The organism is Amycolatopsis sp. w19, assembly GCF_051373225.1.
Taxonomy (GTDB): Bacteria; Actinomycetota; Actinomycetes; order Mycobacteriales; family Pseudonocardiaceae; genus Amycolatopsis; species Amycolatopsis japonica.
The window spans coordinates 174,099-196,427 of record NZ_JBPQFM010000014.1; the positions used below are offsets into that span (position 1 = coordinate 174,099).

The window sequence follows — 22,329 nt, forward strand, 5'->3', positions numbered from 1 at the left end:
CGTTCCCGCATTCTCGGTAGCACGAGGAAAAGGGGAGAAAATGGGTGCGGAGAAGTGGGCGATGGTGAAGTTGGCGGCGGCCGGAACGCTGGCCGCGTGCGCGGTGCCGAATCAGGGAACGGCGATGCCCGCGGTCGCGGTGGCCGCTCCGCCGAACACGATCGTGATCCAGCCACCCGCCGTCGCGGCCCCGCCGCAAACGGTTTACGTCGCACCACTCGCGACGCAGACCGTCTATCCCGCACCGTCGGTCCCCGTGGCCCAAACGGTGATCGCCTTCTACGACGCGATCAACCGGCGTGATTTCCTCACCGCGTGGAATCTCGGTGGGCAACGCCTGGCGAAAGGCGGCACTTTCGCTTCCTGGTCCAGCGGGTACACGACGACTTCGTGGGCCGCGGTCACCGTGCGGAGCGTGAGCGGGAACACCGTGTACGTCGACCTTTCGGCACGGCAGACCGATGGTTCGCTCCGCACTTTTTCCGGTTCCTACACCGTTTCCGGCGGCGTGATCACCGCCGCGAACATGAAACGCCTCTCCTGATCACAGCGGGACGAGCTGAGAGATCTTCCATCGGCCGTCGACGCGCTGTGCGGTGACCGAAAGCTGGGACACCGTCGATTGCGGCGCGCCGCCAGCGGCGGTCATCGTCTGCTGGTCGAGGAACAGCAGCACCTCGGCCTGGTCGCCGCGCAGGGACCGGACGCCGAGCGACCGTACCGTCGTCGTGCGCACCAGCTTCCCTTCCTCGGCACGCTTCCGTGCCGAGGCGAACTGGTCACGGTACTGGCCGGTCGCCTCCCCGGTCAGCACGTCGGCGGCGGCTCGCTCGGTGCGCGCGAGGTTGCTGTAGTCGTAGGAGAACACGGCCTTCACCCCGGCGCCGACCTGGTCCGCGACCTCGGCCGTGGCGGCCTGGTCCACCAGCGCCGCGTTGCCGTCCGAGCCCAGCGAGGACGCCTGGAGGCCGAACCACACCGCGCAGCCGGCGGCCAGCACGATGACCGCGACGAGGAGCCGCGGGACACGCCCGGTCATGAGCCCGCCGCCTGGACCGCGCTGACCTTCCAGCCGTCCTCGACGCGCTGGTAGTCCACGGTCAGCCTGCTCACCTTCGGCGCGGCCGACCCGCCGCCGGTGCTGACCCGCACGTCCAGCACGGCCATCAGGCGCGCCGTCCCGGCGGCGGCGTCGAGTTCGGTGACCGCGGCCTGCTTGAGCTTGGCGGTGGCGACGGTCTTGCTCGCGGTCGCCCGGTCGATCTGGATCTGGCGGTCGCCGGTGAGGTCCTTGCCGAGCCGTCCGGTGGTGACGCCGAGCCAGCGGTCGACGTCCTTCGCGCCACTGCGGTAGTCGATCGTGTTGAGCACCTCCAGCTGGCCGGACGCGGCGGCGAGGACGGCCTCGCGCTCGCGGCCCCTGGCCAGGCCGTCGTCGCCCGCGGCGCTCCACCACGACCAGCCGAACCAGGCGGCCGCGAAGACCGCCAGCGCGGCCACGACGGTGAGGGCGCGGGTGAGCATCACTTCCCGCCCAGCAACGCGCCGAGCCCGCCGGGCGCGGATCCGGTGAGCAGGCTCAGCACACCCGGCAGCTGGGCGGATTCCGCCGCCTGCGGGGTCTGCTTCGGCCGCTCCGGGACCGCCGGCGGCTTCCCTGCGTACGGGGCGTTCTGCGAGCCTCGCACGCCGGTGGGGCTTCCTGGCGGCTCGGCGCAGTACGCCTGGGTGTTCACCGGGGCTTCGGTGGTGTCGTTGGCGGGACGCTGTTTCGTGCCCTCGTAGCCCTTCGTGCACGAGACCGGGTCGAAGAAGTTGAACACGACGCCGAGGTGGCCGGTGCCGTCCGGCGACGTCGAACGCGAGAACGCCGAGATGATCGGGTACGCGACCAGGAGTTCCTCGATGGCGTCGGTACGGGCGGAGGTGATCTGAGCGGTCGTGAGCGTGTTCGCGAACAGCACCCCGAGGTCGGTCCCGGACACCGCGAGCACGTCGCTGATCTGGCGGCTCAGCTTCGGCGCCTCGTCGATCACGCGCCGCAGATCCGGGTCGGACGTCTTCAGCTGCGCGGCGATCGTCTTGAGCCCGCTGGAGAACTGCGTGATGTTGTCCGCCTGCCGCCGTTGCGTGTCCAGCACGGTCCGCGAGTTGGCGAGCAGGCCTTGGGTGTCGGGCAGGTACTGCGTCGCGGTCGCGGTGAGCGAGCCGGTGCTGTTCAGCAGCTGCCGCAGATCCGGGCCGGCGTTCGCGAACGCCTCGTAGGTCTCGTCGACGACGGTCCGCAACGATTCCGGCTTCACACTCGACACCAGTTTGTCCAAATTGGACAGAACGGTGTCCGGCGCGAGCGGGATCGAGGTCTTGTCGCGTTTGATGACCGAACCCTCGGTGAGGTACGGCCCGTTTTCGTGCATGGGCAGCAGATCGACGTACTGCTCCCCCACCGCCGACCGGTTCGCGACCGCGGCCTTGGTGTCCGCGGGGATCTTCGGTGCGCCCGAATCGATGTCGAGGCCGAGGTCGATGCCGTGTTCGGTGAGCGTCATCGACGCGACCTTGCCGACCGCGACACCGCGATAGGAGACCTCGGCGTTGACGAAGATCCCGCCGGAGTCCACGAGCTGCGCGGTGACGAGGTAGCCGCGGGTGCCGAAGAGCCGGTCCAGCCCGGCGTAGTTGCCGCCCGCGTAGACGACCGAAACCACCGCGATGACGACGAACACCGCCAGCTGGATCCTGATCTTCCTCGTGATCACCGGCCACCTCCCAGCAGCGGCCCGAGGATTCCGCCGAGCACGCCGCCCAGCGCGTCCCCTTGAGCGGCCGGAGGCGCCTGCGGGAGATCACCGGGCAACGGCAACACCGGCGGGGCGGCACCGTTGTTGAACGGGATCGCGCCGGGTGTGCCGGTGCCCTGGGTGCCCGGCAGCTGGATGATCGGCTGCGACGAGTTGTTCATGTTCTCCAGGAAGGTGTCCAGATTCAGGTCGATCTTGGCCTCGACGTTCGCGTAGTCGCCCTTGATCACGTTGCCCGCGTAGTCCGGGAACGGATACGTGAGCAGGATCCGCAGCGCCGTCGGCAGATCCTGGCCCGCCTCGGTCAGCTTCTTCAGCGTGGGCTGCAACGCGCGGAGGTTCGCCACCAGTGTGTCCTTGCTCGCCTTGATGGTCTCGGTGGCGACCCCCGAAAGGGTGTTGAGCGACTGCAGCATGCCGACGAGCTGATCCCGTTGCTCGGTCACGACCTTGAGCCCCGGCGAGAGGTTGTCGAGCGCGTTCGTGAGGTTCTGCGTCTGGCCGACGAGGGTCTTGGACAGCTTGTCGAGACCGTCGATGGCGCGCAGGATCTCACCCTTGTGCCCGTCGAGTTCGGTGGCGAGTTTGTCCACTTGGGACAGCAGGGAGCGGACCTCGGCCTCGTTGCCGGTGAGCGCCTCGTTGAGTTCGTGGCTGATCTTCTGGATCTGCTCGACCCCGCCGCCGTTGAGCAGCAGGGAAAGCGCGCCGAGGACCTCTTCGACCTCGGGGTTGCGGTTCGTGCGGTCCAGCGGGATCTTCGCGCCCTCGGCGAGCGTTCCTTCGGGCTTTTCGGGGGCGTGCAGATCGATGAACTTCTCCCCCAGCAGGCTCGACTGCCGCAGCTCGGCGCGCGCGTTCGCGGGCAGCGCGATGTCGCCGTTGACCACCATGCTCACCCACGCCGAACGCGTGTCCGGCGCGAGGTCGATCTTCTCGACGCGGCCGACCGGGACGTCGTTGACCTTCACACTCGCCTGCGGCACGAGGTCCAGGACGTCGGAGAACTGCGCGGTGAGCCGGTACGGATGGTCGCCAAGATCCGCACCGCCCGGCAAGGGGGTGTTGTACAGCCCCGAAAACCCGCCGTCACTGCATCCGGCGAGCACGAGGACGCCCGCCATCACCCCGGCGATCTTCTGCCGCTGCCGCCTCATTTCGGGAGTCCTTTGGTCATCACGTCCACCAGCGGGAGCGGCAACGGCGGCAGTTCGCCGCTCTGCAGCGAGGCCAGCACCTGCGGGACCGACGGAAGTTTCAACGTGCCGTCGAGGACGGGCGCGAGCTGTTTGCAGATGTTGCCCAGCGCGTCAGGGATCGGTTTCGGCGTGCTCGCGCTGATCAGCCGGCACACGGTCAGGATCGGCGGGTGGGTCAGTTCGTTCAGGTTGTCGCGCACCGCGATCGTGCCGGACGCGGCGTCGTAGGAGTTGATGAAGTTGGTCGCCCCGGTCGGCGCGATGTCGATCACCTCGGCGAGCGAGGCACGCTGGTCCACGAGCACCTTCGTCAGCCCGGCCAGCTTGTCCACATTGGACGAGAGCAGATCCTTGTTCTCCGCGACGAACTTCTCGACGTCGCCCATCGCCGTCGCCAGGGAGCTCAACGCGGAGCCGACGTCGGCGGAGTCCGCGGCCAGGAACCCGCTCACGTCCGCCGCCCGGCGATAGAACTCGTTGAGCTGCTTGTCGCTTTCGGCCAGCGCGCCGGTGAAGGAGTTCAGGTTCTGCACGGTGGTGAACAGGTCGCCCTTGGAGCTGTCCAAGGTCTTGGCCAGTTCGGACAACCGCGTCACCGTGGTGTTGAGGTTCTTCCCGTTGCCGGCGAGGTTCGCCGCCGCGGTGTCGAGCACGTCGGACAGCGCGCCGTTCTTGTTGGCGCCGTTGGGTCCGAGGCTGGTCGAGAGCTTGTCGAGACTCGTGTAGAGGTCGTCGAGCTCGGCGGGCGTCGCCGTTTTCTCCTTGGCGATCACCGTGTCCGTCGCCATTTCGGGACCGCTCTCGTAGGCCGGGGTCAGCTGCACGTAGCGGTCGCTGACCAGGCTCGGCGCGACGACGACGGCGCCCGCGTCGGCCGGGATCGGCGTGTCGCCGTCGATCCGCATGTCGACCCGGACCGCCTCGCCCTGCGGGGTCACGCCGGTGATCTCCCCGACCTTCACGCCGAGCACCCGGACCGACGAACCCGCGTAGAGGCCGACGGTCTTGCCGAAATAGGCGCTGATCTTGGTCCCGCCCGGTTCCTTGAACACCAGCCACAGCCCGGCGGTCAGGAGCAGCACGAGGACGCAGGCGAACGCGACCCAGTCGTAGAGCGTGCGAGTCCGGGTGCTCATCGTCCACCCACTCCCTGGTTCGGCGCCGCGATCGGCGGGGTGCAGCCCTCCGGGTTCACCTGGAACGCGCCCGCGATGATCGTCGGCGGCAGCAGACCGCACAGGTAACCTTCGAACCAGCGTCCGTTGCCGGTCGCGTTGGCGCCGACGCGGGCGAACGGCGCCATCAGCGCGAGACTGCGGCTGAGGTTGTCCTGGTTGCGCTGCAGGATGTCGGTGACCTTGCCGAGTTTCTCCAGTGTCGGCTTCAGTTGTTGCCGGTTGTCGGCGACGAGACCGGACAACTGCGCCGAAACCTGTTGCGTGCCCTTGAGCAAGGTGCTGATCGCGTCCTTCCGGTTCTGCAGTTCGGCGAGCAGGAGATTGCCGTCGTCGAGGATCCGTTTCAGCTGCGCGTTGCGATCGGACAGCGTCTTGGACACCTTGCTCGTGTTGGCCAGCAACGCCTTCAGGTCACTGTCGCGTGAGGACACCGTCTTGGACAACGAGGAAAGCCCGCCGAGCGCGTCCTTGAGGTACTGCGGGCTGTCCTTGAGCGCGTCGGACAGGACGGTGAAACTCGTCGCCAGCTGCGCGGTGTCGATCTCGCCGACCGTGCCCGACAGCTCCTGGAACGCGTCCTGCAGTTCGAACGGCGTCCGCGTGCGGTCGAGCCCGATGGTGGTGTTCGGGTCCTGGTTCGCCTTGCCCTTCGGCGTGAGCGCGAGGAACTTCTCGCCCAGCAGCGTCTTGATCTCGATCGATGCCGCGGTCGCGTCGCCGACCCGTACGTCCTTGACCCGGAACTTCACCAGCACCTTCTTGCCCGCCAGCTCCACCGAGCTGACCTGCCCGACCTTGACCCCGGCGACCTGGACCTCGTTGTCCGGAGCCAGCCCGGCCGACTCGCCGAAGTACGCGGAGTACGTCGTCCCGCTGCCGAACAACGGGATCCGATCGGAGAAGTACGTCGTCGCCGTGATCAGCACGATCAGGATCAGCGTCACGCCGCCGACCACGGCCTGGTTGCGTTCCTTGAGCGGCTTCACGGCCCGCACCTCTCCGGTCGCTGCGTGCCGGGCAGCGGCGTGATCGGCAGTTCGATGTTGAGCGATTTGATGCCGATGCTGCCGGAGATCCCGCACAGGTAGTAGTTGAACCAGCTGCCGTAGCTCAGCGTCCTGGTGAACTTCTGCAGGTTGCCCGGCAGCACCTGCAGGAGATGGTCGAGCAGCTGTTCGGAATCGCCGAGGTTCTGCGACAGCGCGCCGAGCTGGGCGACGTCGTCCTTGAGCGCCGGCCGCGCGTCGGCGAGCAGGCCGGTCGTGGCGACGGTGAGGTCACCCAGCGCCTTGACCGCTTCCCCGATCGGCCGGCGCTGCTCGGAAAGCCCCGTGACCAGCCGCTGGGTCTGATCGATCAGCTCGCCCAGCTGTGGCGAGCGCTGCTCGACCGTGCCGAGCACGGTGTTGAGGTTCGCGATGACCTCGCCGATGATCTTGTCCTTGCCCGCGATCGCGGACGTGACCGACGCGGTGTGCGCGAGCAGGCTGGTGATCGTGCCGCCCTCGCCTTGGAAGACCTGGATGATCTCGTAGGACAGTTTGTTGACGTCCTCGGGGTTGAGCGCGCGGAAGAGCGGCTTGAACCCGTTGAAGAGGACGGTCAGGTTCAGGGCCGGTTTCGTGCGCTCGGGCGGGATTACCCCGCCGCGCGGTAACGACTTCTCGTCCCCGATGTCCGTGCCGAGCGAGAGATACCGCTGCCCGACGAGGTTGCGGTACTTGATGGTCGCGGTCACCGAGGCGGGCAGCCGGTGCGAGGTCTGGACGTCGAAGTGGACCTGGGCGAAGTTCCGTTCGCCCTCCTCGACCTCGATCTTGCCGACCTGGCCGACCTTCACGCCGACGATGCGGACGTCGTCGCCTTCCTTGAGACCGGACGCGTCGGTGAACTTGGCCGTGTAGCCCGAGGTCTCGCCGAAGTTGGTGTTCGCGATGGTGGCGCCGAGGATCGCGGTGAGCAGCACGGTCACCACCGCGAAGACGAGGATCTTGATCAAGTCGGGAACGAAGGACCTCATCGGGTGCCCCTCCCGTCTCGTGTGCTGAAGGACGCTTTCGCCGCGTCACATGCGGTGAAGGGCCCCTTCAGCCCGCCCCGGCGGCGGGAGGTCGCCGCGCGCACGGTCCTCATCGCAGTTCCACCTCCGCCCCGCGGTACAGCGGCCCCACCAGCAGGCTGCCCCAGTTCGGCACCTGGTCCGGCGTCGTGCCCATCGCCGGCGACACGAGCAGGTCGATCAGCCGCTGCTCGTCCGGCGAGTTCACCACCGAACCACCCGCGTTCCCGCCCGCGGGAATGGTCCCGTTCGAGGGCAGGGTGCCGTCGGGATCGCGCGGCGGCGCGGGTTTCGACGATCCGTCGTCGATGGCGCCGTCCGGCGGGTACTGCGGCCAACGGCCCGGCGGCGGGAGCTCCGGATAGCACCGGGGGCCGCGTTTGTCGTTGTACTTCGGCTCGTCGACCCCGGGCAGGTACTTGCCCCGGCTCGGCGTGAACTCGATCGTCACCCGGCTGACCTCGGGATGCGCGGTGCCCTTGCCGAACGCGAGTTCCGCGCGCGGCACCGATCCGGCGAGCTGTTTGAGCAGGCACGGGTATTCCGGCGAGTATTTCGCGAGGACGTCCAAAGTGGGCTGCAGGTTGGTGGTGAGGCGGATCAGGTTGTCCTGATTGACTTTCAGGAAGCTCGTCAGATCGATCGAGGCCGCGGTCACCGTCGAGTAGACGTCGGCGAGCCCGCGCTGGCTCTCGACCAGGGTCTTGCTCGTGGTGGTCAGATCCGAAAGCGCGGCCAGCAGATCCGGCGCGGCCTTGTCGTAGATCGCGGCGGCGTCGGCGACTCCGGTGATGTCGGCCTTGAGATCCGGCAGCGACGGGTTCACTTTGCCCAGATACTCCGAAAGTCCCGCCATCGTCGCGCCGAGCTGTTTGCCCTGACCGTCCAAAGCGGACGCGACGGCGTTGAGCGTGCTGGCCATCTTCTCCGGCTGGACGGCCTGCAGCAACGGCATCACGTTGCCGAGCACGGTTTCCAGCTCGATCGCGCTGCTGCTGCGGTCCTGCGGGATGACGTCGCCTTCGGCGATGTGCCGATCCGGCTTCTCGGGTACCTGCAAGGCGACATACCGTTCGCCGAACAACGTCTTCGGCAGCAGCCGCGCGGACACGTTGGACGGGATGACCGGCGTCTTGTCCGGCTGCAACGCCAGATCCATCGTCGCGCGATCGCCGTGGGCCTGGATCGCGCGGACCTCGCCGACGACCATTCCCCGCACCTTGACGTCCGCGCCCTCGCGCATCTGGTTGCCGATGCGGTCGGTCTCCAGTTTCACCAGGGTCACCGAAGTGAAGGCCTTCTGGTAGAAGGCGATGGTGGTGACGAAGAACAGCACGACCACCACGAGGAAGATCAGCCCCAGCACCTGGTGCCGGAGCCGCTGCAGCAGCATCCTCCTGTTCACCCGGAAATCCTCACTGTCGTGGTGGCGCCCCAGATCGCCAGGCTCAGGAAGAAGTCGAGCACCGAGATCAGCACGATCGACGTCCGCACCGCGCGGCCCACCGCGACGCCGACCCCGGCGGGCCCACCACTGGCGGTATAGCCGTAGTAGCAATGGGACAGGATGACGAGCACGCTGAAGATGATCACCTTGAGGAACGACCACAGCACGTCCTCGGGCGGCAGGAACAGCGTGAAGTAATGGTCGTAGGTGCCCGCGGACTGGCCGTAGAGCCAGATGGTGATCTGCCGCGAGGCGAGATAGGACGAAAGCAGCCCGACGGCGTACAGCGGGATCACCGCGGCGACACCGGCGATCACCCGCGTCGTCACCAGGTACGGCATGCTCGGCACGCCCATCACTTCCAGCGCGTCGATCTCCTCGGAGATCTTCATCGCGCCCAGTTGCGCGGTGAACCCGCAGCCGACGGTGGCCGAAAGCGCGAGCCCGGCCGAAAGCGGCGCGACCTCGCGGGTGTTGAAGTAGGCCGAGATGAACCCGGTCAGCGCGGCCGTGCCGAGCTGGTTCAGCGCCGAATAGCCCTGCAGGCCGACGATGAGACCGGTGAACAAGGTCATCCCGATCATCACGCCGAGCGTCCCGCCGATCACCGCGAGCGCGCCGGTGCCGAAGCTGACTTCGGTCAGCAGGCGGAAGATCTCGCGGCCGTAGCGCCGGATCGTGCGCGGGGTCCAGGCCAGCGCGCGGAAGTAGAACGACAGCTGGCCGCCGAAGCCTTCCAGCATCGCACCGGGACGCGCGATGATCTCGAGCGTCCGGTCGGAAACAGCGGGTTCGCCTGCCATGTCACATCGCCTTCGGCGGCACGATCCGCAGGTAGATCGCGGTCAGCACGACGTTGATCAGGAACAGCAGCAGGAACGTGATGACCACGGCCTGGTTCACCGCGTCGCCGACGCCCTTCGGCCCGCCCGCCGGGTTCAGCCCGCGGAACGCGGCGACCACCCCGGCGACGAAACCGTAGAGGAGCGCCTTGATCTCGCTGATCCACAGGTCCGGCACCTGTGCGAGGGCGTTGAAGCTGGCGAGATACGCGCCCGGCGTGCCGCCCTGCATGACGACGTTGAAGAAGTAGCCGCCGAGCACACCGACGACGCTGACCAAACCGTTCAGCAGCACCGAAACCACGATCGCGGCGAGGACGCGGGGCACGATCAGGCGCTGGATCGGGTTGACCCCGAGCACCTCCATCGCGTCGATCTCTTCGCGGATCTTGCGGGCGCCGATGTCGGCGCAGACCGCGCTGCCGCCCGCGCCCGCCACCAGCAGCGCGGTGATCAGCGGACTCGCCTGCTGCACGATCGCGAGCGCGCTCGCCGCGCCGGTGAACGACTGCGCGCCGATCTGCTGCGTCAGCGATCCCAGCTGCAGCGCGATGACCGCGCCGAACGGGATCGCCACGAGCGCCGTGGGCAGGATGGTGACACTGGCGAAGAACCAGCACTGCTGGATCCATTCGCGGAACTGGAACGGGCGTTTGAAGATCGCGCGCAGGACTTCCCACGACAGCGTCGCGAGCCTGCCGACCTGTGTGAGCGCACCCGTACCGGGGACGGACACCGTCGCTCCCACAGAACCTCCCAGTCGCCTGCCCCGAGTCTTACTCCACCTGTCAACGCCCCATTGCGTTAGCGGTGTTCACTTTGCTCTCGGCACCTCCGCGCTAGAACTTGAGAGCATGTGTGGCCGTGGCGCCGCCGTCGGCGACGAACTCCGCGCCCGTGCTGTACGAACTTTCGTCACTGGCCAGGAACAGCACGAGTTTCGCGATGTCCTCCGGCTGCCCGACGCGGCCGAGGGCGACCTTGTTGCCCACCCACGACATGTCGACTTTCTGCCCGCCCGCGGCGGCGGCGACCATCGGGGTGTCGATCGCGCCGGGGTGGACCGAATTGACCCGGATGTTCTTCGCGCCGAGTTCGAGCGCGGCGACCTTGGTCATCCCGCGGATCGCGAACTTGCTCGCGGTGTAGGCGACGAGGAACGGCATCCCGGCGAGCCCCTCCACTGAGGACACGTTGACGATGGAGCCGCCTCCGGCCCCGGTCATCGGTTCAACGACCGAGCGCATCCCGAGAAACGCCCCGATCTGGTTGACCCGGACGACGCGTTCGTAGTCGGCGAGCGTGGTCTTGCCCAGTTCCGAGAAGTGCAGGATGCCCGCGTTGTTGACCAGCACCGTCGGCGGGCCGAACTCCGCCTGGGTGCGCTCGATCGCCGCGTCCCATTCGGCTTCGTCGCCGACGTCGAGATGCTGGTAGACGGCCGCTTCGCCGAGATCGGCGGCGAGTTTCTTGCCGTCGAGGTCGTTGATGTCGGCGATCACCACGCGCGCGCCCTCGGCGACGAACAGCCGCGCGGCCGCCTCGCCCTGCCCGCGGGCACCACCGGTGATCAGCGCTACCTTGCCGTCGAGCCTGCCCATCGTCATCTCCTCCGATTCACGGCAGCGACATGATCTCGGACGCGGAGAACATCCGCTCCGGGTCGCGGTCGGCGAAGTAGCCGCCCACGCTGGTGGCGAGTTCTTCGGGGGTCCAGGTGCCGTTGGCGGTGTCGAACCGCTGTTCCACCGACGGCGGCCGCATCAGCGCGACCATCCCGCCGTAGACGAGGAACACCTGGCCGTTGACGCGATCGGCGTCCGGCGAGCAGAGGAACGACACGAACGGCGCGACGTGGTCGACCGAAAGCGGGTCGATCCCCTCCGGCGCGTCGGCGCCGAAGACGGCTTCGGTCATCGCTGTGCGGGCGCGCGGGCAGATCGCGTTGGCGCGGACGCCGTAACGGGAGAGACCACGCGCGGTGGAGACGGTCAGCGCGGCGATGCCCGCCTTGGCCGCGCCGTAGTTCGGCTGGCCGGGGGCGCCGAGCAGGAACGACTCCGACGCGGTGTTGACCACCCGGCCGTACACCGGCGCGCCGTCCACTTTGGACTTGTCGCGCCAGTACGCCCCGGCGTTGCGCGAAAGCAGGAAATGCCCGCGCAGGTGGACGCGGAGCACCGTGTCCCATTCGTCGTCGGTCATCGAGAAGAGCATCCGGTCGCGCAGCACGCCCGCGTTGTTGACCAGCACGTGCAGCCCGCCGAAGTGGTCGACGGCGGCGGTGAGCAGCGCGTCGGCGGTCGCGGACTCCGACACGTCGCCGGTGACCGCGATGGCCTTGCCGCCTTCGGCCTCGATCTCGTCGGCCACCGCCTGCGCGGCGGTGGACACGTCGTTGACCACCACCGACGCTCCCGCGGCGGCCAGCGCCAGCGCCTCGGCCCGGCCGAGTCCCGCGCCGGCGCCGGTCACGATGGCCGTATTGCCGTCCAAACTCACTCCGGGCCTCCTTGCCTCTCCGCACACACTAGAATCTGTTCTTGCTCGATGCAAGCATCAAATAAACGGTGCTAACCACGTATGAGCAGGGCATTTTTCGGGCAGCTCGCTACAGCCTGAGTAACACGTTCTACTTGATTCTGCGGAACTTCGCCCGACGCGAGGACAAGCTCCTCGTCGTCATCGAGATCGAAGACCTCCGGCGCGAAGCCGACACAGATCGCGTTCGCCTCGCAGAGCGAGCGATCGACGTCGATCTCCATATTCCCTCCTCGCCGTGACACCTGGTACAACTAGAACAGGTTCTACCCTACCGCCGCGAGCGGCCATGGCACCAGTAACGAGCACCGACGGCAGAGGTGACGGATGCGGATCGACTACACGCCGGAGCAGCGGGCACTGGCGGGCGAACTCCGGGAGTACTTCGCCGGGCTGATGACCCCGGAGCGCCGCGACGCCCTGGCCGGCGACGGCGGCGAGTACGGCAACGGCCTGGTGTACAAGGAAATCGTTCGCGACCTCGGCAGTGCGGGCTGGCTCGCGATCGGCTGGCCCCGCGAGTACGGCGGACAGGACCGGCCGATGCTCGACCAGCTCATCTTCACCGACGAGGCGGCCGCGGCCGGGGTGCCCGTCCCGTTCCTCACGGTGAACACCGTCGGGCCGACGATCATGCGCTACGGCACCGAAGAACAGAAGGCGTTCTACCTGCCGAAGATCGCCGCGGGCGAGCTGCACTTCGCGATCGGCTACTCCGAGCCGGGCGCGGGCACCGACCTGGCGGCGCTGCGCACCCGCGCGATCCGCGACGGCGACGACTACGTCATCAACGGCCAGAAGATGTGGACGAGCCTGATCGAGTACGCCGACTACATCTGGCTGGCCGCCCGCACCGATCCCGATGCGCATCGGCACAAGGGCCTGAGCATGCTGATCGTGCCGACGTCGGCCCCCGGTTTCTCCTGGACGAAGGTGCACACGGTCGCCGGGCCGGGCACGAGCGCGACCTACTACGACGACGTCCGCGTCCCGGTGACCTCGCGGGTCGCGGGCGAGAACGAGGGCTGGCCGCTCATCACGAACCAGCTCAACCACGAGCGGGTGGCGCTGACCTCGGCCGCGCCGATCCAGACGTCGCTGCGCGAGGTACGCGCCTGGGCGCAGACCACGAAGCTGCCCGACGGCACCCGCGTCGCCGACCAGCCGTGGGTGCGGCTGCACCTGGCGCGGATCCACACCCACGCCGAGTACCTGAAACTGCGGAACTGGCGGATCGCCTGGGCCGCCGCGAGCAGCGAGCTCGGCCGCGAGGAGGCGTCGGCGACCAAGGTGTTCGGCACGGAGTCCGCGACCGAGGCCTACCGGCTGATGATGGAGATCCTCGGCGCGGGCGCGGTGGTCCGCGAGGGCTCCCCCGGCGCCCAGCTGCGCGGCCGGATCGAACGGCTGCACCGCTCGTCGCTCATCCTCACCTTCGGCGGCGGCACCAACGAGATCCAGCGGGACATGATCGCCGCGACCGCCCTCGGCCTGCCCGTCACGCGCTAGGAGATATCGATGGACTTCACGCTCACCGAAGCGCAGCGAGACCTCGCGTCTCTCACTCGCCGGATCCTGACGGACAAGGTCACCCCCGAGGTGCTGGGGCCGCACGGTTCCGGCGGCTTCGACGCTCCACTGTGGACTTCACTCGCCCAGGCCGGCGTGCTCGACGCGGCGCTGCCGCAGTCGGTCGGCGGTGGCGGGTTCGGGCTGCTGGAGCAGTGCTCGGTACTCGCCGAGATCGGCCGCGCGGTCGCGCCCGTGCCGTATCTGACCTCGGTGGTCATGGGCGCGGCGGCGGTGGCCTCCTTCGGGGACGGGATGCTCGCCGAACGCTGGATCGTCCCGGTCCTGCGCGGTGACCACGTCCTCGCGGTGGCGTTGCCGGATTACGGCGTGCCGTGCGGGTTCACGGCCGAGGCCGACGGTGGCGGCTGGCGGCTGACCGGCGCGCAGACCGCGGTGCCGTCGGGCGCGTTCGCACACGGTTTCCTCGTCGAAGCCGCCATCGACGGCGGTCGTCAGGTGTTCCTGCTCGACCGGGACGCGGTGACGGTCTCACCGCAGCGGACCGTCGACCACGCGGACGCGGCGCTCGTCGAGCTGTCCGGGGCGAAGGTCACGGTCTCGCTGGGCGACGTCGGCGAATGGCTGCGGTTGCGAGGCACGATCGGTGTCTGCGCGCAGCAGCTCGGCGTTGTGGAACGCGCGCTGGAGCTGACCGCGGCGTACGCGCGGGAGCGCAAGCAGTTCGGGCATCTGATCGGGAGTTTCCAGGCGGTGCGGCAGCGGCTCGCCGACGCCTATGTCGACGTCGAAGCCGTCCGGCTGACGTTGTGGCAGGCCGCCTGGCGGCTGAGCGAAGGACTTCCGGCGGCCGAAGAGGTCGCGACGGCGAAGTTCTGGGCGGCCGAGGCCGGGCACCGTGTCGCGCATACCGCCGTGCACATCCACGGCGGGGTCGGCATCGACGTCGACCACACCCTGCATCGCTACTTCGTCGCGGCGAAGCGGCTCGAGTTCACCTTCGGCGGGGCGACCGCGCAGCTGGGCGGGCTCGGCGACCTCCTGGCCGCGGCTCCGGCATGACCCCCACGGTCACGGAACTCCTGCTCGCGCGGGCGGAGGACCGCTCGACCGGGTTGCTGTTCGAGGACCGGCGCTGGACCTGGGCCGAACATGTCCGAGCCTGCGCCGGGTACGCCGCCGCGCTCACCGGGATCCTGCGTCCCGGCGGGCATTTCGGCTTGCTGGCGGACAACGTCCCCGAGTTCTCGTTCCTGCTCGGCGGGGCGGCGCTCTCGGGGCACGTGCTGGTCGGCCTCAACCCGACGCGGCGGGGCGCGGCGCTCGCCCGGGACATCACGCTGGCCGACTGCGAGCTGGTGTTCGCCGAGGAGAAGTACCTTCCGCTGCTGTCCGAGGCCGGCGTGCCGGTGCTGCGGCTGAGCGAGTTCGAACCGGCCCGGGAGGCCGTGGTCCCCGTGGCCGCGAAGCCCGAAGACCTGCTGATGCTGATCTTCACCTCCGGCACCAGCGGAGACCCGAAGGCCGTCCGGTGCACGCACGGCAAGATCGCCTACCCCGGCGAGATGCTGGCGACGCGCTTCGGTCTGTCCACAAAGGACACCGTCTACGTGTCGATGCCGATGTTCCACTCCAACGCCATCATGGCCGGCTGGTCGGTAGGGCTCGCGGCGGGCGCGGGGATCGCGCTGCGCCGGCGGTTCTCCGCCTCCGGTTTCCTGCCGGACGTCCGGAGGTTCGGAGCGACTTACGCCAACTACGTCGGCAAGCCACTGTCCTATGTGCTCACCACGCCCGCCCGGGACAACGATGCCGACAATCCGCTGAAACTGGTCTATGGCAACGAAGGCGCGGAGGCCGACCTCGCCGCGTTCGGTACGCGGTTCGGCTGCCACGTGGTCGACGCGTTCGGTTCGACCGAAGGCGGCGTGAACTTCGGCAGGGACGCCACCACCCCGCCCGGTTCGCTCGGCCGCCTGCTCGACGGCGTCGCCGTCCTGCATCCGGAGACCGGGAAACCCTGTCCCCCGGCGGAACTCGGCGAAGGCGGGAAGCTGCTCAACGCAGCCGAAGCGGTCGGCGAACTGGTCAACACCGGTGGTCCCGGCTTCTTCGCCGGGTACTACGGCGATCCCGAGGCCGAGGCCGAGCGGATGCGCGACGGGATGTACCACACCGGCGACCTGGCGTACCTCGACGCGGACGGCTACTGCTATTTCGCGGGCAGGCTCGGCGATTGGCTGCGCGTCGACGGCGAGAACCTCGGCACCGCCCCGATCGAACGCGCGCTCCTGCGGCATCCCGCCGTCAGCGAGGTGGCCGTCTACGGCGTCCCGGATCCGCGCGTCGGCGACCAAGTGCTGGCCGCACTGGTCTGCCGGACGCCGATCGACGCGGGCGAGTTCGCCGCTTTCGTTGCCGCACAAGGTGATCTCGGACCCAAACAGTGGCCGAGGTTCGTCCGGGTACTCGACGCGCTGCCCCGGACGGCCACGCACAAGGTGCTCAAACGAGAACTGGCCGCGGACGGCACGCACGACGCCCTGGAGCTCCCCTACCCCCGCGTTTAGTCCTCTGAATGCGGTCCTGACCCGGGGCCGATCCCAGGGTCGGGACCGGTGATCTTCCCGATGTCCGCGGCCGGACGCGCTCCCTACGTTCGGTGCCATGAAACGAACAACGCGCCGTATCGGCGTACTCGCCACCGCACTCACCCTTCCCGCCGTCCTCCTCGCACCGTCAGCGTCGGCGGCGCCTGTCCGCTTGAGCCTGCCCGCGCCGACCGGACCGTTCGCGGTCGGCAGCACCGACCTCCACCTGATCGACCGCTCCCGCCAGGACCCGTGGGTTCCCGGCACCCCAAGGGAACTGATGGTCACCGTCCGGTACCCGGCGCTGCCGAGCGGGAAGCCGAAAGCGCCGTACATGGCGCCGGGTGTCGCGAAGGTGGTGGCCGAAGGCGACGCCGCCAAGCTCGGCATGCCGTCGGACCGGCTCGACTATCGCTTCCCCACCCACTCCCGGATCGGCGCGCCCGCGATCGGCGGCGGACGGCCGGTCGTGCTGTATTCGCCCGGGGGCACGTTGTCGCGTTCGCACGGCACCACGCAGCAGGAACAGCTCGCGAGCGAGGGCTACGTCGTGGTGGCCGTCGACCACACCCACGAAGCGGAAGCGGTGGAGTTCCCCGGCGGCCGCGTCGAGAAGAAGGCCTTGCCGCCGTCGAGCATCGAGGTGTCGAAACGCGTGATCGAGACCCGCGTGCGGGACACGCGTTTCGTCCTCGACTCGCTCGGCCTGACCCGGGTCGGCATGTTCGGCCACTCCGCCGGCGGGTTCACCGCGGGCGAGACGATGGTGAGCGACCGGCGCGTCGTCGCCGGGGCGAATCTGGACGGCAGCATGGCCCACTCGCAGTCTCAGCGGATCTTCGGCCGCGTCGCCGACGAAGGACTGGACCGGCCCTTCCTGCTGATGAGCGCGGGCGACCACAGTGCGGCGTCGGACGCGTCCTGGCAGGAGTTCCAGCGCAATCAGCGCGGCTGGACCGGGGAAACACGTCTGCCGGACGGTGAGCACTTCAGCTTCACCGACTATCAGACCCTGCTGCCGCAGCTGGGGAACTCCCCGGCCGCGTTCGTCGGCACCATCGATCCGGCGCGAAGCGTCGCCGTCCAGCGTGCCCGGCTCTCGGCGTTCTTCGCCGAGCACCTGCGTCACCGAAGCAGCGACGTGACCAAGGTGTCCTTGAGCCAGGCTTCGTAGTCGTCGTGACTCCACCCGGCCTCGGTGACGAGGCTGGTGTGGACGTCGGCGCTCATCAGCGCCACGGCGATGTCCGTGGCCCTCGGCACCAGGGCGCGGCCGCTCTTCCGGACGCGGTCCATGACCATCTCGACACCGAGCCGGTTGCGCCGCGCGCCCTCCGCCTGGGTCGCGGCGATGTCCGGATCGACGGCCGCGCCGGAGCTCAGCATCGCGACGATGTCCCCGCAGCGTTCCCGGACCTGGCGGGCGACCGTGGCCAGCAGGCCGAGCAGCGCGACCGGATCGTCGGTCCGCTGCGCCTCGGCGACGAGGTCGGGGATCCCGGCCTCGTCGTCGAGGAGGTCGACGAGACCGCCGAGGACACCGGCCTTCGACCCGAAATGCGCGTAGATGGTCTGCGGGGCGACCCCCGCCTCCTGGGCGATGAGGCGGATCGGCGTCCGCGCGTACCCACGCTCGGCGAACAGGCCGCGGGCCGCCGTCAGGATCGTGCGCAGCGTCAGCGCCTCACGGCGATCGCGCAACCGGACGATGCCGGGAAGGTCCGCCGACATGTATGCTCCTCGAAAGTTGGAACGTTGTTCTAACCAATGGATCGCTGTTACAAGAGAGGATAGCGATGACCACCGAGGAGATCATCACCGCGCTGGAACGCGCCTGGAACGCGGGCGATGGCGAGGCGTGGGCGGCGAATTTCGCCGAGGACGCGGACTTCGTCGACGTCGTCGGCCGGATCCAGCGCGGCCGCGCGACGATCGCGCGGGAAAGCCAGAACATCTTCGACACCATCTACCGGGGAAGCACGCTGCGGATCCGCCAGGTGTCGAGCCGTCCCCTCGGCGGCGGGTTCGACCTCGTGCACACCGCGACCGTCCTGTCCATCCCCGCCGGGCCCATGGCCGGGGAGGCACAGGCGGTGCAGACGAAACTCGTCCACGACGGGCTGATCGTCGCGTTCCACAACACCATCCGGGGCGATATCGCGACGTTCACCCATCACGACGGGGACCTCGCGGCCCGCTCACCCCAAGAGTGGGATTCCTGACCGGGCTCAAGCAGGGGCGTTGATCGGCCGCAGCCGTCGCGGCCCGGTGTCGGGGCGGGACGGTGGCGGGCCCAGCACGATCCGGGCGTTGGCCACGAAAGCGCCGTCCGGCGAGGCGAGGATCGGGTCGAGCGTCATCGACCGGACCTCGGGGTTGTCCTCGGCGAGCGCCGCGACGCGCAGCACGATGTCCTGGAGCGCGGCCAGATCCGCCGGTTCGTCGCCGCGGTAGCCGGTGAGCAGCGGCGACGTCCGCGGTTCGCGCAGCAGGGTGGCGGCGTCGACGTCGGTCAGCGGCACGGCGCGGTAGGCCCGGTCCCCCAGGAGCGTGCTGACCAGACCGGAGAGCCCGAACGACACGAGCGTGCCGAACGACGGGTCGTCCTGCAGCCCGATCACGCAGGACAGCCCCTTGGGCGCCATCCGCTGGACGTAGACCTCGTCGTCACCGGAGATCTCCCGCAGATCGAGGTACGCCCGGCGCACTCCGTCCACAGAGGACAGATCGAGCCGCACCCCGGCGAGATCCGGCCTCCCGCGCAGCCGTTCGTCGATGGCCTTGAGCGTGACCGGGAAGCCCAGGTCCTCGGCCGCTTTCACCGCTTCGTCCGCGGAGGTCACGACCCGGAACGGGACGACGTCGATGCCGTAGCAGCCCAGGAGCCGGACCACGTCGTCGTCGGAGAGCAGCGTCGTCTTGCCGTCCTCGGCCGCCAGCAGTTCGCCGACGATCACCTGCGCCTGCTCGGCGTGCAGGCCGGCGGGACGCACGAGGTTGCCCTGTGGCCGCTGCCGCCAGGCGGCGTACCGCACGACCCGCGCGAGCGCGTTCACCGCGCGTTCCGGGCTCGGGTACGACGGGACCGAACCCCGCGTCGGCACGCCGTCCTCGGACAGCACGGCCAGCTCGTCCGGCACACCTTCGACGGCGAGGAAGGTCGACACGATCGGTTTGTTCTTGTCCATCTCGACGACGGCCTCCCGCAACGCGCGGGCGTACGCGGTCCCCGGGATCGCGAGCGGCGGCACGAAGACCACGACGAGCGCGTCGGTGTCCGGGGAGTTGAGCGCCTCGCGCACGGCGGCGGCGAATTCCTCCGGGCTCGCCTGCGGCCCGACGTCGACCGGGTCGGCGGTCAGCCGGAGGCCGTGCGCCCGCGCTGTATCGGCGGCGAGCAACCCGATGGCGCTGGAGTTGCCCACGATGGCGATCCGGGGCCCGGCGGGCAGCGGCTGATGGGCGAAGACCAGTGCGGTGTCGAAGAGCTGCGCGAGCGTGTCGACGCGGACGACACCCGCCTGCTCGAACAGGGCCTGGACACTGGACTCGTCGACCTCCGCCGAGGTCGCGGCGAGCTGCGGGCGGACGGCGTGCCTGCCGGATTTCACCGCCACCACCGGCTTCGTCCGCGCCAGCCGCCGCGCGAGCCGCGCAAACTTGCGCGGGTTGCCGAACGATTCCAGGTACAGCAGGACGAGGTCGGTCGCCGGATCGGTCTCCCAGTACTGGAGCAGGTCGTTGCCGGAGACGTCGGCTCGGTTCCCCGCCGAGACGAAGGTGGAAAGCCCGAGGCCGCGTGCTTCGGCGTCGGCCAGGATCGCGGTGCCCAGCGCGCCGGACTGGCAGAAGAACCCGGTGCGGCCGCGCGCGGGCAGGCGGGGCGCGAGGGTGGCGTTGAGCCGGACCGAGGCGTCGGTGTTGAGCACGCCCAGCGCGTTCGGGCCGACGACGCGCATACCGTGCGCCCTGGCCTCCCCGACCAGCCTCAGTTCGGCGTGCAGCCCGTGCGGCCCGGCCTCGGCGAACCCGCCGGAGACGATCAGGAGGGTCTTGACCCCCTTGGCCAGCGCACCGTCCAAAACGGACTCGACGGCCTCGGCGGGCACCGCGACCAGCGCGAGGTCGACGTCCTCGGGGATGTCCACGACGGACGGATAGGCACGGACGCCGCGGACGGACTTGTGCTCCGGGTTGACCGGGTAGACCGTGCCGGCGAAATCGGCGCTGAGCAGGTTGGTGAGGGCGACGTAGCCGATCTTCGTCGGATCGGTGGACGCGCCGATCACCGCGACCGACTTCGGATGCAGCAGGTTGTGCACGCTGCGGGCCTCCGCGGCCTGCTCCCGGGAGCGGGCGACCGCGAGCGACTCCTCGGTCGGGTCGATGTCGAACTCCAGATGCAGCACGCCTTCTTCGATCTCACGGCTGACCTGGTAGCCCGCGTCACGGAACACCCGGACCATGCCCGCGTTCTCGGCGAGCACCTCGGCGACGAAGCGGCGCAGCCCGGATTCCGAGGCGGCCGCGGCGAGATGCTCCAGGAGGATCGAACCGAGCCCGCGGCCCTGATGCGCGTCGTCGACGACGAACGCGACCTCGGCCGACGGCCCGTGTTCCAGCCGTTCGTACCGGCCGACCGCGACGATGTCGTCGCCCAGCAGCGCGACGAACGCGACCCGGTCGTGGTGGTCGACGACGGAGAACCGTTCGAGGTCGCGCTGCGGGATCCGCGGATAGGCGCCGAAGTACCGGAAGTACCGGGTGCGTTCGGACAACCGGCCGTGGAAGGCGACGAGGCCGTCGGCGTCGCTCGGGATCACCGGGCGCAGGTGCACCGTGCCGCCGTCGGAGAGCAGGACGTCGGCCTCCCACTCACGCGGGTAGTCGTAGGGGTCGCGTTTGGTGTCCTCACTGACCATGTTCAGTCCCTCGGATCGTCCGGATCGAGGCCGTGCAGGGGGAAGATCGCGCGGCGGGTGTCGCGGATGGCGATGTCGACCGGTTCGTCCTCTCCGTCTCCCCACGGGACGAAGACGGTGTCGCGGTCGTCGGACATGCCGGGCGGGATCTCGGCCTTCGGCGCCGCCCTGGAGATCGACGCGACCCAGTTCGGCGGCAGCGACGTCGCCGGGTCGACGTCACGGTCGAGCACGGTGGCGAGCAGATGCGTCCAGGACCGCGGCACCACCCGGATCAGCTGGTAACCACCGCCGCCGACGGCCAGCCAGCGGCCGGCGGTGTGCGTCTCGGCCAGTTCGCGCAGCCTGCGGTAGATGGCGCGATGGCCGTCCACGGAGAGCGAAAGGTCCGCCAGCGGGTCTTCTTCGTGCGAGTCGACGCCGCATTGGGTGACCAGGATCTGCGGCCGGAACTGCTCCAGCAGCGACGGCACCACCGCCTCGAACGCCCGCAGCCAGCCGCCGTCACGGGTGCCGGGCGGCAGCGGCAGGTTGACCGAGGTGCCCTCGGCCCCGCCCTTGCCGATCTCGGCCGAGTAGCCCGTGCCCGGCCACAACGTGAACGGGTGCTGGTGCAGGGAAACGGTCAGCACCCGCGGGTCGTCGTAGAACGCCGTCTGCACGCCGTCGCCGTGGTGGACGTCGGTGTCGACGTAGGCGACGCGCTCGAAGCCGTGGTCCAGCAACCACGAGATCGCGACCGAGCAGTCGTTGTAGACGCAGAAGCCCGACGCCTTGCCCGGCATCGCGTGGTGCAGCCCGCCGGCGATGTTGACCGCCCTGGTCGCCTCGCCCTCGGCGATCTTCCGCGCGGCCAGCAGGGTCGAGCCGACGACCAGCGCGGAAGCCTCGTGCATCCCGGTGAACACCGGGTTGTCCTCGGTGCCGAGCCCGTGCGCGAAGTCGGCACCGGTCATCGGCGCCTGCCGGACGGCCTCGATGTACTCGCCGAGGTGCACGCGGCGCAGCTCGTCCTCGCCCGCCGGGCCGGGGATCAGCAGTTCGACCCCGTCGAGCACGCCGAGTTCGGTGGCGAGCCGGATGGTCAGTTCAAGCCGCACCGGATTGAACGGATGCTCGCCGCCGAGGTCGTAACCCAGCAGCGAGGAGTCCCATACGACGGCCGGTGCTCGCATGGTCGGAACTCTAGTGCCCGGACGCGGCTCGCGCGCCGCTTCGC

Annotated in this window: 22 protein-coding genes; 6 read left to right on the forward strand and 16 right to left on the reverse strand. The window is 69.2% G+C overall.

Going from position 1 to position 22,329, the window contains the following annotated elements; translation table 11 throughout:
- Positions 1-40: 40 nt before the first annotated feature.
- Positions 41-544, forward strand: a complete 504-nt coding sequence (locus ACSMFO_RS26000) for a hypothetical protein (RefSeq protein ID WP_436460819.1) — start codon at positions 41-43, stop codon at positions 542-544.
- On the opposite strand, the gene ACSMFO_RS26005 is transcribed toward ACSMFO_RS26000, so the two are convergent.
- The 13 genes from ACSMFO_RS26005 to ACSMFO_RS26065 form a co-directional block, all read right to left on the reverse strand.
- Positions 545-1,039, reverse strand: a complete 495-nt coding sequence (locus ACSMFO_RS26005) for a hypothetical protein (protein WP_436460820.1) — start codon at positions 1,037-1,039, stop codon at positions 545-547.
- Positions 1,036-1,524, reverse strand: coding sequence for a hypothetical protein (locus ACSMFO_RS26010; RefSeq protein ID WP_436460821.1), 489 nt, complete (start codon positions 1,522-1,524; stop codon positions 1,036-1,038). Before ACSMFO_RS26010 ends, ACSMFO_RS26005 begins: the two co-directional genes overlap by 4 nt.
- Positions 1,524-2,759, reverse strand: a complete 1,236-nt coding sequence (locus ACSMFO_RS26015; protein WP_073846793.1) for an MCE family protein — start codon at positions 2,757-2,759, stop codon at positions 1,524-1,526. The genes ACSMFO_RS26010 and ACSMFO_RS26015 overlap by 1 nt, the downstream gene beginning before the upstream one ends.
- Positions 2,756-3,958, reverse strand: coding sequence for an MCE family protein (locus ACSMFO_RS26020; RefSeq protein WP_436460822.1), 1,203 nt, complete (start codon positions 3,956-3,958; stop codon positions 2,756-2,758). Before ACSMFO_RS26020 ends, ACSMFO_RS26015 begins: the two co-directional genes overlap by 4 nt.
- Positions 3,955-5,136: an MCE family protein gene (locus ACSMFO_RS26025; RefSeq protein ID WP_436460823.1), complete on the reverse strand. Its 1,182-nt coding sequence runs from the start codon at positions 5,134-5,136 to the stop codon at positions 3,955-3,957. The genes ACSMFO_RS26020 and ACSMFO_RS26025 overlap by 4 nt, the downstream gene beginning before the upstream one ends.
- Complete coding sequence (locus ACSMFO_RS26030) at positions 5,133-6,164, reverse strand: MCE family protein (RefSeq protein WP_037343494.1); 1,032 nt, start codon at positions 6,162-6,164, stop codon at positions 5,133-5,135. The genes ACSMFO_RS26025 and ACSMFO_RS26030 overlap by 4 nt, the downstream gene beginning before the upstream one ends.
- Entirely contained in the window at positions 6,161-7,198 is a 1,038-nt protein-coding gene (locus ACSMFO_RS26035) for an MCE family protein (protein ID WP_436460824.1), read from the reverse strand. Before ACSMFO_RS26035 ends, ACSMFO_RS26030 begins: the two co-directional genes overlap by 4 nt.
- Positions 7,199-7,307: 109 nt before the next feature.
- Positions 7,308-8,630 (reverse strand): MCE family protein, encoded by a 1,323-nt coding sequence (locus ACSMFO_RS26040; protein WP_038523890.1) that lies wholly within the window; start codon positions 8,628-8,630, stop codon positions 7,308-7,310.
- A gap of 8 nt (positions 8,631-8,638) precedes the next feature.
- Positions 8,639-9,487 carry an MlaE family ABC transporter permease gene (locus ACSMFO_RS26045; protein ID WP_038516225.1) on the reverse strand — a complete coding sequence of 283 codons (849 nt, stop codon included), beginning with the start codon at positions 9,485-9,487 and terminating at the stop codon, positions 8,639-8,641.
- A gap of 1 nt (position 9,488) precedes the next feature.
- Positions 9,489-10,274, reverse strand: coding sequence for an MlaE family ABC transporter permease (locus ACSMFO_RS26050; protein WP_125675589.1), 786 nt, complete (start codon positions 10,272-10,274; stop codon positions 9,489-9,491).
- A gap of 91 nt (positions 10,275-10,365) precedes the next feature.
- Positions 10,366-11,127 (reverse strand): glucose 1-dehydrogenase, encoded by a 762-nt coding sequence (locus ACSMFO_RS26055; protein WP_436460825.1) that lies wholly within the window; start codon positions 11,125-11,127, stop codon positions 10,366-10,368.
- Positions 11,128-11,143: 16 nt separating this feature from the next.
- Positions 11,144-12,028 carry a 3-oxoacyl-ACP reductase gene (locus ACSMFO_RS26060; protein WP_436460826.1) on the reverse strand — a complete coding sequence of 295 codons (885 nt, stop codon included), beginning with the start codon at positions 12,026-12,028 and terminating at the stop codon, positions 11,144-11,146.
- A 71-nt stretch (positions 12,029-12,099) separates the two neighbouring features.
- The gene (locus ACSMFO_RS26065; protein ID WP_340683281.1) at positions 12,100-12,291 is read right to left on the reverse strand and encodes a ferredoxin; all 192 of its coding nucleotides are present in this window, start codon (positions 12,289-12,291) and stop codon (positions 12,100-12,102) included.
- Positions 12,292-12,394: 103 nt separating this feature from the next.
- On the opposite strand from ACSMFO_RS26065, the gene ACSMFO_RS26070 reads away from it, so the two are divergent.
- The 4 genes from ACSMFO_RS26070 to ACSMFO_RS26085 all read left to right on the forward strand — a co-directional run bounded on the left by ACSMFO_RS26070 (position 12,395) and on the right by ACSMFO_RS26085 (position 17,362).
- Positions 12,395-13,576, forward strand: a complete 1,182-nt coding sequence (locus ACSMFO_RS26070; RefSeq protein ID WP_436460827.1) for an acyl-CoA dehydrogenase family protein — start codon at positions 12,395-12,397, stop codon at positions 13,574-13,576.
- Positions 13,577-13,585: 9 nt separating this feature from the next.
- Positions 13,586-14,659: an acyl-CoA dehydrogenase family protein gene (locus tag ACSMFO_RS26075; protein WP_436460828.1), complete on the forward strand. Its 1,074-nt coding sequence runs from the start codon at positions 13,586-13,588 to the stop codon at positions 14,657-14,659.
- Positions 14,656-16,167 carry a long-chain-fatty-acid--CoA ligase gene (locus ACSMFO_RS26080; protein ID WP_436460829.1) on the forward strand — a complete coding sequence of 504 codons (1,512 nt, stop codon included), beginning with the start codon at positions 14,656-14,658 and terminating at the stop codon, positions 16,165-16,167. The genes ACSMFO_RS26075 and ACSMFO_RS26080 overlap by 4 nt, the downstream gene beginning before the upstream one ends.
- Positions 16,168-16,264: 97 nt before the next feature.
- Positions 16,265-17,362: an alpha/beta hydrolase family protein gene (locus ACSMFO_RS26085; RefSeq protein ID WP_436460830.1), complete on the forward strand. Its 1,098-nt coding sequence runs from the start codon at positions 16,265-16,267 to the stop codon at positions 17,360-17,362.
- Here the strand turns inward: ACSMFO_RS26085 and ACSMFO_RS26090 are convergent.
- Positions 17,314-17,919 (reverse strand): TetR/AcrR family transcriptional regulator, encoded by a 606-nt coding sequence (locus ACSMFO_RS26090; RefSeq protein WP_436460831.1) that lies wholly within the window; start codon positions 17,917-17,919, stop codon positions 17,314-17,316. The two genes, ACSMFO_RS26085 and ACSMFO_RS26090, sit on opposite strands and share 49 nt — an antisense overlap.
- Before the next feature lie 65 nt (positions 17,920-17,984).
- On the opposite strand from ACSMFO_RS26090, the gene ACSMFO_RS26095 reads away from it, so the two are divergent.
- The gene (locus ACSMFO_RS26095; RefSeq protein ID WP_436460832.1) at positions 17,985-18,410 is read left to right on the forward strand and encodes an SgcJ/EcaC family oxidoreductase; all 426 of its coding nucleotides are present in this window, start codon (positions 17,985-17,987) and stop codon (positions 18,408-18,410) included.
- A gap of 6 nt (positions 18,411-18,416) precedes the next feature.
- Here the strand turns inward: ACSMFO_RS26095 and ACSMFO_RS26100 are convergent, their stop codons facing one another.
- A complete protein-coding gene (locus ACSMFO_RS26100) occupies positions 18,417-21,110 on the reverse strand; it encodes a bifunctional acetate--CoA ligase family protein/GNAT family N-acetyltransferase (protein ID WP_436460833.1) in 2,694 nt (897 codons plus the stop codon).
- Between the two features lie 2 nt (positions 21,111-21,112).
- Entirely contained in the window at positions 21,113-22,285 is a 1,173-nt protein-coding gene (locus ACSMFO_RS26105) for an acetoin utilization protein AcuC (RefSeq protein ID WP_436460834.1), read from the reverse strand.
- Between the last annotated feature and the right edge of the window lie 44 nt (positions 22,286-22,329).

Bases quoted from the DNA above. Each gene is read 5' to 3' on its own strand.
- ACSMFO_RS26095 (WP_436460832.1), top strand. From the start codon at position 17,985: ATGACCACCGAGGAGATCATCACCGCGCTGGAACGCGCCTGGAACGCG.
- ACSMFO_RS26085 (WP_436460830.1), top strand. From the start codon at position 16,265: ATGAAACGAACAACGCGCCGTATCGGCGTACTCGCCACCGCACTCACC.
- ACSMFO_RS26035 (WP_436460824.1), bottom strand. From the start codon at position 7,198: ATGAGGTCCTTCGTTCCCGACTTGATCAAGATCCTCGTCTTCGCGGTG.
- ACSMFO_RS26070 (WP_436460827.1), top strand. From the start codon at position 12,395: ATGCGGATCGACTACACGCCGGAGCAGCGGGCACTGGCGGGCGAACTC.
- ACSMFO_RS26100 (WP_436460833.1), bottom strand. From the start codon at position 21,110: ATGGTCAGTGAGGACACCAAACGCGACCCCTACGACTACCCGCGTGAG.
- ACSMFO_RS26045 (WP_038516225.1), bottom strand. From the start codon at position 9,487: ATGGCAGGCGAACCCGCTGTTTCCGACCGGACGCTCGAGATCATCGCG.
- ACSMFO_RS26000 (WP_436460819.1), top strand. From the start codon at position 41: ATGGGTGCGGAGAAGTGGGCGATGGTGAAGTTGGCGGCGGCCGGAACG.
- ACSMFO_RS26065 (WP_340683281.1), bottom strand. From the start codon at position 12,291: ATGGAGATCGACGTCGATCGCTCGCTCTGCGAGGCGAACGCGATCTGT.
- ACSMFO_RS26005 (WP_436460820.1), bottom strand. From the start codon at position 1,039: ATGACCGGGCGTGTCCCGCGGCTCCTCGTCGCGGTCATCGTGCTGGCC.
- ACSMFO_RS26075 (WP_436460828.1), top strand. From the start codon at position 13,586: ATGGACTTCACGCTCACCGAAGCGCAGCGAGACCTCGCGTCTCTCACT.
- ACSMFO_RS26010 (WP_436460821.1), bottom strand. From the start codon at position 1,524: ATGCTCACCCGCGCCCTCACCGTCGTGGCCGCGCTGGCGGTCTTCGCG.
- ACSMFO_RS26020 (WP_436460822.1), bottom strand. From the start codon at position 3,958: ATGAGGCGGCAGCGGCAGAAGATCGCCGGGGTGATGGCGGGCGTCCTC.
- ACSMFO_RS26040 (WP_038523890.1), bottom strand. From the start codon at position 8,630: ATGCTGCTGCAGCGGCTCCGGCACCAGGTGCTGGGGCTGATCTTCCTC.
- ACSMFO_RS26105 (WP_436460834.1), bottom strand. From the start codon at position 22,285: ATGCGAGCACCGGCCGTCGTATGGGACTCCTCGCTGCTGGGTTACGAC.
- ACSMFO_RS26025 (WP_436460823.1), bottom strand. From the start codon at position 5,136: ATGAGCACCCGGACTCGCACGCTCTACGACTGGGTCGCGTTCGCCTGC.
- ACSMFO_RS26080 (WP_436460829.1), top strand. From the start codon at position 14,656: ATGACCCCCACGGTCACGGAACTCCTGCTCGCGCGGGCGGAGGACCGC.
- ACSMFO_RS26090 (WP_436460831.1), bottom strand. From the start codon at position 17,919: ATGTCGGCGGACCTTCCCGGCATCGTCCGGTTGCGCGATCGCCGTGAG.
- ACSMFO_RS26055 (WP_436460825.1), bottom strand. From the start codon at position 11,127: ATGGGCAGGCTCGACGGCAAGGTAGCGCTGATCACCGGTGGTGCCCGC.